This is a genomic window from Psychrobacter sp. CCUG 69069, from assembly GCF_021023115.1.
GTDB classification, from domain to species: domain Bacteria; phylum Pseudomonadota; class Gammaproteobacteria; order Pseudomonadales; family Moraxellaceae; genus Psychrobacter; species Psychrobacter namhaensis.
Genome location: NZ_QQAI01000005.1, coordinates 15,189 through 26,813, shown reverse-complemented (window position 1 = coordinate 26,813; position 11,625 = coordinate 15,189). Strand labels below are relative to the sequence as shown.

Here is an 11,625-nt window from a genome sequence, read left to right as displayed (position 1 = left end):
AGATAAGTAAGATAAAACTAGCAATTAAAGTTAAATAATAAAGAAAGCTGTTCTTTTAAGTTGTCTTGAGAAAAATACTGTTTAACTTCTCGAGTATTATGTAAATGTTCTTTTTTATTCAGAGAATCTAATTTTAAGAAGTCATAAACTTCAATGTTTTTATCTTTAAAAAATTTCCATTGTGTGGTATCACTTCGTATGAATACAGTTTTTCCTAAGCCAAGTAGGGTAATAGTATTCCCCATGGCTTGTTGTCTTTCATGGTTAAAGATAGCAATATCAATGCTACCTAAAAACTGTAGGTACTGCTCAAATGGCATAAACTCTGTCAGAGCTATAAATTTTTCGCCAAATAACTCTTTACCTTTAGCTATAACCTTCTTAGCATGCGCCTGATCACCATATGATAGTGGTGCGTATATCTTTATGTTTTGATTTTTGAAAGGTAGCAGCTTATCTAATATCTCAAAGTGACTATTGGAAGAGTCTGCTGAATTACCAATCTGAATGTTTACTGTATCACTTTGAATACTTGGAGCATCTAAAGCTTTATAAGTATTGCTCAAGTACATCAAACATTCATGATACTCGCCCTTAGCGCCATACCATCTTCTAGCTAAATCCACGTCTCCTGGAATATAGGTCACTAGATGACTAATATTTTTAATGACAGGTCGTCTAAATAGCTCTTTTACTTGCCATTTCCAGGTTCTTTCTCCTATCTGATAAGTATATAAATCACCGCCCCACATAACCCAATAACATTTTTTGAGAAGCCAAGGCATAAAAAATAAAATTTGAACTAACTTAATGTTAAATAATCCATGCAAAATAATTTTCTCTGCTTTATGCATCTTAATTAACACTTTAACATAATGTATAATTTCCTTAGATTTTGATACCCCCGATAGCTCTATGTTTTCATAATTTATAAGGTCTTTTTGAGACATTCCATTTGTTATTAAAAACTGATGTTCTTTAGAATTAAATTTTTCATTAACAAATCTAATAAAAGGAGGAATGAATTTATCACAGCCAGTAATATGTACTATTTTTTTAGTCATTATTTACTTCGCTAAATCTAATAAATACTGACCATACGCATTTTTGCTCATCGAATGACCAATCTCAATCACTTGTTGTTTGCTCAGCCAGCCGTTATTGAGAGCTATTTCTTCTAAGCAAGCAACTTTATAACCTTGACGCTTTTCAATAGTCTCCACAAACTGCCCAGCTTCTAGCAAGCTGTCATGTGTACCCGTATCTAACCACGCAAAACCACGACCTAGTAGCTCTACATTTAGATCACCACGTTCCATATACATCTGATTGACAGTGGTAATCTCAACTTCACCTCGATCAGAAGGCTTAACCTTTTTAGCAATCTCTATGACATCGTTATCATAGAAATATAAACCAGTTACCGCATAATTAGATTTAGGCTTGACAGGCTTTTCTTCTATCGAAATAGCGCGCTTATTTTCATCAAATGCTACTACGCCAAAACGCTCTGGATCTTTTACTTGATAGCCAAAGACAGTTGCGCCTTTTTGACGATTGACTGCTTGACGGAGCAATGGAGTAAACCCTTGACCATAAAAGATATTATCACCAAGCACCAAGCACACATTGCTATCACCGATGAACTCTTCGCCAATAATAAATGCTTGCGCTAAGCCGTCCGGACTCGGCTGCACCGCATAGCTGATATCGATGCCAAGCTCTTGACCATCTCCGAGCAGACGCTTAAAACCCTCTATATCATCTGGTGTACTGATAATAAGCACCTCACGGATACCTGCGAGCATCAATACAGATAACGGATAATAAATCATCGGTTTATCATAGATAGGGAGCAGCTGCTTAGAAACACCCTTAGTAATGGGATAAAGACGCGTACCTGAACCGCCTGCTAAAATAATACCTTTTGTATTCATTTATTCACCTGCTCCTAGTCTTTCACGTTGATAGCTGCCATCTTGAACGCGGCTGCACCAGTCCATATTATTCAAATACCATTCGACCGTTTTTCTAATACCACTATCAAACGTCTCTGTCGGCGTCCAATTTAATTCATTGGCAATTTTGCTGGCATCAATAGCATAGCGCAAGTCATGTCCTGGACGGTCTCTTACGAACGTGATTAACGACTCATATTGAATCCCGTCGGCATGAGGCTGTAACTCATCTAAAATTTGACAAATTGTTTTCACTACTTCGATATTTTGCTTTTCGTTATGTCCACCGATATTATAAGTCTCACCAACTTTGCCTTCAGTGACCACTTTGTATAATGCGTGCGCATGATCTTCTACAAATAACCAATCACGTATTTGATTGCCTTTACCATAAATAGGCAAAGCTTTGCCATCTAGAGCATTTAAGATAACCAACGGAATAAGCTTTTCAGGGAAATGGTAAGGACCATAATTATTAGAGCAATTAGTGACTAAAATAGGGAAACCATAGGTACGATGCCAGGCACGAACCAGATGATCAGAGCTCGCCTTAGACGCAGAGTAAGGTGAGCTTGGCGCATAAGAGGTGGTTTCAGTAAATAAATCCGTTGTACCTTCTAAATCACCATACACTTCATCGGTAGAGATATGATGGAATTTAAACTGTTGCTTGCTTATGTCATCAAGCGTTTGCCAGTATTGACGCGCGACTTCTAATAAATGATACGTACCGACAATATTAGTATTAATAAATTCGGCAGGTCCATCGATAGAGCGATCTACATGTGACTCTGCTGCTAAATGCATGACAAGATTAGGCTGAAAACTATTAAACGCTTCCTCTAACGCCTCTTTATCACAGATATCAATCTGTTGAAACTCGTATCTAGGGCTTTTAGCAATATCTTTGAGTGATTCTAAGTTACCCGCGTAGGTTAACTTATCGATATTTAAGACTTCATCGTCCGTATTATGGATAATATGGCGGATAACAGCAGAGCCAATAAAGCCTGCGCCACCAGTAACTAATATCTTCATAAAAACCTGCTTATTGTATTAAGTTAAAGACTTAACATACCAAGGCATTGCTTTCTCAATACCTTGAATAATATCGAACTGCGGCGCATAGCCTAACGCATTTTGTATTTTGCTAATATCAGCCTGACTATGAAGCACATCCCCTGCTCTAAAATCTCGATAGACGGGTTCTTGGGTGTAGCTAACTCCATTAGTACTTAAATGCTCTTTCAGTGCTGAAAACAGCGTATTAAGGGTAGTACGACCACCGACTGCTACATTATAGACTTGATTCTTAGCTTCTTCAGTAGCAGTCGCTGCTAGGATATTGGCCTGTACCGCATTTTCAATAAAGTTAAAGTCGCGACTGGTATCACCATCGCCATTAATAAATACTTCATCACCTGCGATCATAGCAGCCGTCCATTTCGGTATTACTGCTGCGTAGGCACCATCTGGCGTCTGGCGTTTACCAAAGATATTGAAATAACGCAAACCAATCGTCTTAAAGCTATAAGTACGTGAGAATACATCGGCATATAGCTCATTGACATATTTAGTCACCGCATAGGGTGATAACGGATTACCAATAGCATCCTCGACTTTTGGCAGTGCTGGATGATCGCCATACGTTGAGCTACTCGCCGCATAGGTAAAGCTAGCTACCTTAGCATCTCGAGCGGCTACCAGCATATTTAAATAGCCTGAGATATTGGTATCATTGGTATTGATAGGATCAGCGATAGAGCGTGGCACCGAACCTAGTGCTGCTTGATGCAGTACGTAGTCTACGCCTATACATGCTGCCTGACAGTCATCTAGATTACGAATATCACCTTCTATAAAGGTAAAGTTCTGCCACTGATCTTCATTTAACAAACCTTGTACTTCATCTAGATTATGCTGAAAACCCGTCGCAAAATTATCTAGGCCTACCACTCTTTGATTTAGTAACAATAGCTCTTCTAGTAAGTTAGAACCAATGAATCCCGCTACCCCAGTAATTAACCAGGTTTTTGGCTCGTTAATTAGTACTTTTTGAACTTTTTCATATGCAGTTGACGTCATAACCATTACTTTCCGTATTTTTTATAGATTTATAAGCGGATATCAGTGTCTTCTTTAGTGAAAACATATTTTAAATCATAAAGCACGTGTTCATTCTTGCCAAACGCTCTAATTTGCTCTACACCCATATCGACGAACTCATTATGAGCGACCGCTAAGATGATACCATCATAGTTATTTACAGCGGGCTTGCTGATAGGCGTCACACTATATTCACGCTCAGCTTCTGCTTTATTTACCCAAGGGTCATAGACATCAACGTCGATATTATATTCTTCTAGCTCATGGACGATATCGATGACCTTGGTATTACGCACATCAGGGCAGTTTTCTTTGAAACTCAGCCCTAAAACCAGAACTTTGGCACCTTCAACTTGAATACGCTTTTTAATCATGGTTTTGACCAACTGCGTGACCACATACTCACCCATGCTATCATTCAAGCGACGACCAGCCAATATAATCTCTGGATTATAACCAATCGCTTGGGCTTTATGAGTCAAGTAATAAGGGTCTACACCGATGCAGTGACCACCGACAAGGCCTGGACGGAAAGGTAAGAAATTCCACTTGGTGCCAGCCGCTTCTAAGACTGCTTGAGTATCAATACCCATTTTGTTAAAAATGACGGCTAACTCATTAATTAAGGCAATATTGACATCTCTTTGGGTGTTTTCAATCACCTTTGCTGCTTCTGCTACTTTGATACTTGCTGCTTTATGAGTGCCGGCAGTAATAATTAAATTGTATACTTCATCCACAAAATCAGCGACTTCAGGTGTTGAGCCTGCCGTTACTTTTAAAATATTGGTAACACGGTGCTCTTTATCACCCGGGTTAATACGTTCAGGACTATAACCGGCATAAAAGTCTTGATTGAAGGTTAATCCAGAAACTTTCTCCAACACCGGAATACAAACTTCTTCTGTGGCCCCAGGGTAAACGGTCGATTCATAAACCACAATGTCGTCTTTTTTAAGTAGACTGCCGATAGCTTCTGAGGCTTTAATTAAAGGCGTAAGATCGGGCTGTTTATAATCATCGATAGGCGTAGGTACAGTCACTATAAAGAAATTACAGTCTCTAAGCGTCTGAATATCTGAGCTATAACTCAAATGCGTAGCTTGCGCTAACTCTTCATCGCTCACTTCCAGCGTGTGGTCCGTTCCCGCAGTCAGAGCTGAAATACGTTCAGCATTAATATCGAAGCCCACTACTGGCAGATGCTTACCAAACTCAACGGCTAAAGGCAGACCTACATAGCCAAGCCCAATAACTGCTATTTTTATATTATTAATATCTAACATGATATTCCTTTATTAATCTAACCCATTTTATTTAAAAATACGGTATCTAGGGTGTTAATTTAAAGCTATTAAGCTTTAATTCCTTCTTGATAACCTGCTACAAACTGCTGAAACTGCTGCTTTAGCCAAGGGACATCAAACTCTTTTTGCTTTTCGGTAAGTTCAAACAGTATCAACTCAAGCTCATCTAATGGAAAGCTATGCTCCATTGCTTGCATAATTAATGGATGATAAGTCGTTTCAATATTATCTTCACCAATGATCAACTCCTCATAGAGCTTTTCGCCTGCTCTGAGCCCCGTAAATATCACTTCAATATCACCCTCAGGATGGGTAGCATCTTTAATATCAAAACCACTTAAGTGAATCATTCGGTGCGCCAAATCAACGATCTTGACCGGCTCTCCCATATCGAGGACAAACACCTCACCACCCGACGCCATCGCACCCGCTTGGATCACTAAATTTGCTGCCTCTGGAATCGTCATAAAATAGCGCGTCACATCAGGATGGGTAACCGTAATCGGTTTACCTTGTTCTATCTGCTTAGTAAATAGCGGTACGACAGAGCCTGACGATCCTAGGACATTACCAAAACGCACCATACTAATACAGGTCTGACTATCTGTCTGACTTAAGCCTTGACATACTAGCTCTGCCAAGCGCTTAGAAGCCCCCATCACGTTAGTAGGCCTTACTGCCTTATCTGTAGATATTAAGACAAACGTTTCAACATTGGCTTTGATGGCTGCTCGCGCACAGTGATAAGTGCCTTTGGTATTATTAATAACGCCTTCAAAGGGGTTATGCTCTACCATAGGTACATGTTTATAGGCGGCAGCATGATAAACCGTCTGTACATTATGGAGATTAAGTACTCTAAGCAAGTTCGATTCATTAGTGACGTTACCGATGACGGCGACTATTTCAATGTTTTGATAAGCAGGGGTGTTGGCCTGTTTTATGGTTAACTCTTGATGGATACTATAAAGTGCAAACTCAGACAGCTCATAGAGCACAAGACATTTAGGCTGGTTTTTCATCACTTGACGGCACAGCTCACTACCAATAGAGCCACCAGCGCCAGTAACCAGTACGCATTTACCGCTGATATTCTTTTGTAACAACCGTGCATCCGGCTCAACAGTTTGACGATCTAGTACATCTAAGATGTCCACCTTGCGCATACTACTGACCGTCACTTTTTCATCAGCAATTTCTTCTAGACTTGGTAATTCTTTTATTTTTACAGCAATGCTTGACAGCTTATCTATAATGTCTCTTTTTTGGGCACGACTAATAGACGGAATAGCCAAGAAAACCTGTGCAATATCAAGCTTCTCGACCAAGCTTATCAACTCATGAGCCGGATAAATCTTTTTACCAAGTAAGTAAGCTCCTGTAAGCTGTGGGTCATCATCGATATAAGCCACAACATTATACTTATGTGAGTTTCTTAAGCCTTCTAATAAGTCACGACCTGCCTCTCCTGCACCATAAATAATGACATTATCGTAACCACCTTCGACTCTAGCACCTTGTTGGTTTTTTCCTTGTAGACGCGTTAAGAACTCACGGATAGTCAGCCTACTATTCCATAACCAAATAAAGAATAGAAACAGAAATATGATAGGAGCTGAACGCGGCATATAAGGAAAGATATCAAACGAGATAATGATTTCATAAAAGACAATCAGCAAAAGAAAGAGTTGCGAAACGTTTGCCATGACGGCATCAAAGAAACCCCTAGCCACACCTCTATAAAACCCTATCGCGTACAAGCCCACGATAGGGATAATGGCGTAAAAACATAGTGCCGCTAGATCAATATGATTGCCAAGATAGCCATAGCGTAAAGATAAGGCTAAAAACAGACAAGTTAATGACAATATCAAGTCTGTACTAAGCAAAATAACGCGCTTAACGCTACGAGGTAATGACAACAAGTATTCGGCTATACGTTGTAACCAGCCACTTTTACCATTCAGTGACTGGTACGCACTTTTAGCATTTGACTTTTTAAACATAACACTCAACTACTCAAAGGGTATTAATACAGGTAAAACTACTAAGAAACTAATTACTGGTTATTACCATAAGCGTAACTATAGTGATAACTATATTTACTTGTCATTCCTTGTTGTACATCGTTGAGAATGATGCCGTCGACCTGTATGTTGGCTTTATTCATCTGATTGACAGCATAAACCACCTGCCCTTCTATCGAAACATCATATCTGGTAACCATCAATACCTTATCAGCGTGCTGTGCTAATATCATAGCGTCAGAAGCTGCTAATACTGGCGGCGAGTCGATCACAATGTAATCGTAGTGCAGATTTAGTTCTGCCATTAAAGTGTTGAAGCGACCGTTAGCCAATAAAGACGCCGGGTTGCGCGGGTGCTCACCACGTGGCATAAAATCAACATTATCTATACCGGTCGGATGGATAAAGCTTGCTAGATTGCTACTATCTTGAATGTTAACAGCTTCTAGAACTTGAGTATTTTCTTGCGCAAAATGAGTCGTGCTTTGTGATAACGTATCTTGCGATAAATAGTCAGCTAAACCATTATCTTGACTCATGCTAAACATTCTATGCAGTTCACCCAAACGCATGTCAGCATCCATAATTAGAACTTTTTTATTTAATTGAGCAAATACTTCCGTTAGGTTAGCAGAGATAAAGGACTTCCCGACACCAGGCCTTTCACCGGTGATAAGGATAACTTTCGCTCGCTGTCCTGCTCGCCCTTGCACTGGCATGCCAAACATCAGATTCGTTCTTAAGCTTTTGATGGCTTCGTAGCTTAAGCTATTGTTATCGATATAGGCTAATAAACGATTAGGCGCTTTCTTATTCTTACGCAGTCTCGTCAGCAGTGGAGAGCGTGGGACTGTTGCTACCACAGGCACGCCCGTTTTAGCTTCAATACGCTCAGGATCTTTGACCACGTTTCTCAGCATATTGTTGAGCAGTACTAGCATTGTCCCAAGCATAGCCCCCAACAGCATGGCCAATATGATAATTTGCAGCGTCTTTGGTGCAATCGCTCGATAAGTACTGATAGGCAAATCAATGATACGCGCAAAACCAATTTGACCCGCTTTAACGATCTTTAACTGCTCATAGTTTTTGAGTAGCGTGAGATATATCTCTCTATTGATCGTCGTGTCAGCTGATAACTGTAAAAACTCTCTTTGAATCTCAGGTAGACCCGCAATAGTATCATCTATTTCTTGTCTTCTAGCATTAAGCACCGCAAGCTGCTCATTGATCTGGACCACCAATGGATGCTCTTCCGTATAGTAAGTCGTTAGATCCGCTTTTTTTAATTTAAGCTCGTTAAGCTGCGCATCAATTTGCGAGCTTTCTGTCAATAACAGTTCGGCTTCTTTTGCCACGTCGATAGTACCGTATTTTTCACGGAAATCATTAAATATAGCTTCAGAATCTTCCAGTTTTTTCTTCAGGGTTGGAATCTGAGTTTCCATAAAACTGATCGTTTTGGTGGTTTCTTCAGAACCACGAGACTGGTTTTGATCAATATAAGATAAAACGATTTGTTTTAATATCAAACTAGTCTGCTGCTGATTGGCACCAGTCATAGACAGCTGAATAATGCCCGTCTGCTTGCCTTTTTCAACCACAGACAATGCATTATTTATCTGCTCCGTGGTGGTTTGAAGCGATTGCTTAGTAATATTAACCGGGTATCCATCAGCAGGAAGGTCATTAACGGTGATTTGAATCTGCCCGTCTGCACCTTTAAATAAATGCGACTTGTTAAACTGACCTTTAAACTCCTCAAAACCATTGCTTAACACAAATCCAGTCGCTGAACGTGTTAAAGTAAATGGTTGATTTAAATACGCTTGCGACACGTTAAACTGGCTGATTTCTACTTCACCATCGTTAGTTTTAAGTGACACACCTTCAGGTTTATTTATTTGAGTAGCAGTACTATTATTTTTTATTCTATCTAAAGCCCCAATATTAGGATCAGATAGGCGGATACGTAGATGTAATAAATTAACAACAGGTTCTAAGATCATACGCGATCTTATCAGTTCTGCTTCTGCTTGGGCTTTACTAGCTTCCGACCCGACTAGCTCAGAGATATCAGCTCCTAATGCTGCCACCCCTTTAGAGTCCTCTTCAATTTGAATCAGTGCATCCGACTTAAAGGTGGGATTGACATATCTGCTATATAACACTCCAACTACCAGACCTAATACAGCAAAAAATACGATGATTTTCCAGCCACGCAAAATGGCAAACAGCAGCGCCATAAGATCAATTTCGTCATTATCTTCTTTAGAAGCAGAGTTTGATAAATTCTTTGAATCTGTATTCATAACTGTATGTTCATCACTTAAGGTTAATCGTTTAGTGGCCGTTATTTAGCTAACTTTATCATCCCATTGCGCGAGACTATCAACAATATCTTGATATGCTGTTTCAAAAGCACTCATATCATGTTTATAAGGGTCAGCAATATCTTTGTCTTGCCAATGTCCAAGCTTAAAGGTTTTGCCACGGCAAAATGGCCAACGTTCCTCAATCCACTTTGTCTGACTGTCTGACATGGTAAAAATCAGATCCGCTTTTTTTGCCAAACGCTCATCAATCTGTTTTGCCACATGCTTGGTGATATCAAGCTGTTGTTCGGCCATGATTTCTAGCGCAGCAGGGTCTGCAGGATGGCCGACTAAAGCGCCCACACCTGCAGAGTCGATATTCTTATAAGGATAACGTTGTTTTAATAATGCTTCTGCCATGGGACTACGGCAAATATTACCCACGCATACCACTAAAATATTATCAAACGCCATGCTGATGACTCCCTATAAACTTGAAAAGCTTCTGATTGCTGTTGTAGAAGGTAGAATAGCGCTAATAACACGATTCCAACGCGTCAAGCCAGTTGGGTCAACGTAGACAATATCATTGGGGTGCATCTCAAAACGATTGGCAAGCGCAAAGCTGGTAATGGTCTGCATATCTACATAATAGATATCCGTTGCTTTCATACTCAGATTATCACGGACAACATATATTTTAGCAGCGTTGGCGGTAGTAGAATTAAGCCCTTTAGACTCACCCAAAACCTGCGCTAAACTGATACCCTGTTCCAAAATAGGTACAGGCTCTACTTGTCCAAACTCCCCTAATACATATACTTTATTACGGTCTTGGCTATTAACATGAATAGAATCACCATCTTGCAAATAGATTTGATTAGCAGAAGTACCCATTTCTCGTAGTGACTGTAATCCGATATTGTAACTTGTGCCATTACGGTTCAGCACGACATTATTTGAATCACCCGTAGGTGTGGCACCACCCGCCATAGAAATCGCACCATATAGCGAAACTGGCACATCCGCGATAGGGAATTCACCAGGCTGTTTAACTTCACCATCTATAAAGAACTTGTTACCACGGTAATTAACAATTTTAACTTGCGGGTCTGAATACTTAAGATAGCGTTGAAGTTGACTCTGCAAGTTCGCAGTAAACTGTGGCACACTTATACCACTTGCCTTAATACGTCCAATCAGAGGAAACTGAATGAAACCCTGCTGATCAACGGGAAAACCTAAGGCATAAGGATTAGCTGTATTACTACTATTGGTTAAGGGAGGTGCAATTTCAGGATAACCTACCAGAGTAATACCTAGAATATCTCCTTTAGTAATACGATACTCTTCTCGGCCCGAGGTTTTTATCAAGCGTACTAAGTCACTACTAGGCGCACTAACTTGTTTTGGCGGTAATGTTGCTAGGCTTAAGGGCTGAACATTAAACTGTATGCCACTTGAGGCGACAAATGTTCCACTAGGTGGCAATTCACCAGACTGTAGGCCTGAGTTGATACTACTACAACCAGACACTAGACTCATTATCAGCAGACACGCTGCACTTAATAACTTTGATGAATTGAGAAACATATAAAGACCTTTATAAATCATAGATATAAGTAGCGTATGGCAATAACTTCAACTAAGGCAACTATACTAAATAGTTACATTAACCACAAAAAAACAAAGCCATAATAACATAGGCGGTTAAATATTAAATACTAATGGCCTATTTATAGTAAAAATTACGTAAGTGTAACAATCAATTTATATTTACTGTTTACACAATATAGAGGCCTGAACATAGATCAGAACTACTTAGTAAAAGCCATATCTCTATAGTAAGACTGTGCTTAAAAAATTTATCTAATACACAGTCTTTATGATAAGCAGAATCTTGATAAATAGC

Annotated in this window: 9 protein-coding genes; all 9 read right to left on the bottom strand. The window is 39.7% G+C overall.

Annotation, left to right across the window (positions count from 1 at the left end; genetic code table 11):
• Nucleotides 1–17 precede the first annotated feature (17 nt).
• The 9 genes from DVY93_RS04980 to DVY93_RS04940 all read right to left on the bottom strand — a co-directional run bounded on the left by DVY93_RS04980 (nt 18) and on the right by DVY93_RS04940 (nt 11,306).
• On the bottom strand, nt 18–1,064 hold the full coding sequence (locus DVY93_RS04980; protein WP_230709496.1) for a TDP-N-acetylfucosamine:lipid II N-acetylfucosaminyltransferase: 1,047 nt from the start codon (nt 1,062–1,064) through the stop codon (nt 18–20).
• Nucleotides 1,065–1,067: 3 nt separating this feature from the next.
• The gene (gene rfbA, locus DVY93_RS04975; protein WP_230709495.1) at nt 1,068–1,937 is read right to left on the bottom strand and encodes a glucose-1-phosphate thymidylyltransferase RfbA; all 870 of its coding nucleotides are present in this window, start codon (nt 1,935–1,937) and stop codon (nt 1,068–1,070) included.
• Nucleotides 1,938–2,996: a dTDP-glucose 4,6-dehydratase gene (gene rfbB / locus DVY93_RS04970; protein WP_230709493.1), complete on the bottom strand. Its 1,059-nt coding sequence runs from the start codon at nt 2,994–2,996 to the stop codon at nt 1,938–1,940. It lies immediately after the preceding gene.
• Nucleotides 2,997–3,014: 18 nt separating this feature from the next.
• Entirely contained in the window at nt 3,015–4,049 is a 1,035-nt protein-coding gene (locus tag DVY93_RS04965) for an NAD-dependent epimerase/dehydratase family protein (RefSeq protein WP_230709491.1), read from the bottom strand.
• A gap of 23 nt (nt 4,050–4,072) precedes the next feature.
• Complete coding sequence (gene tviB / locus DVY93_RS04960; RefSeq protein WP_230709489.1) at nt 4,073–5,350, bottom strand: Vi polysaccharide biosynthesis UDP-N-acetylglucosamine C-6 dehydrogenase TviB; 1,278 nt, start codon at nt 5,348–5,350, stop codon at nt 4,073–4,075.
• Nucleotides 5,351–5,418: 68 nt separating this feature from the next.
• Nucleotides 5,419–7,377: a polysaccharide biosynthesis protein gene (locus DVY93_RS04955; RefSeq protein WP_230709487.1), complete on the bottom strand. Its 1,959-nt coding sequence runs from the start codon at nt 7,375–7,377 to the stop codon at nt 5,419–5,421.
• A gap of 53 nt (nt 7,378–7,430) precedes the next feature.
• Complete coding sequence (locus DVY93_RS04950; protein WP_230709486.1) at nt 7,431–9,710, bottom strand: GNVR domain-containing protein; 2,280 nt, start codon at nt 9,708–9,710, stop codon at nt 7,431–7,433.
• 45 nt (nt 9,711–9,755) lie between these two features.
• Complete coding sequence (locus tag DVY93_RS04945; RefSeq protein WP_230709484.1) at nt 9,756–10,187, bottom strand: low molecular weight protein-tyrosine-phosphatase; 432 nt, start codon at nt 10,185–10,187, stop codon at nt 9,756–9,758.
• 12 nt (nt 10,188–10,199) lie between these two features.
• Complete coding sequence (locus DVY93_RS04940) at nt 10,200–11,306, bottom strand: polysaccharide biosynthesis/export family protein (protein WP_230709482.1); 1,107 nt, start codon at nt 11,304–11,306, stop codon at nt 10,200–10,202.
• Nucleotides 11,307–11,625 lie beyond the last annotated feature (319 nt).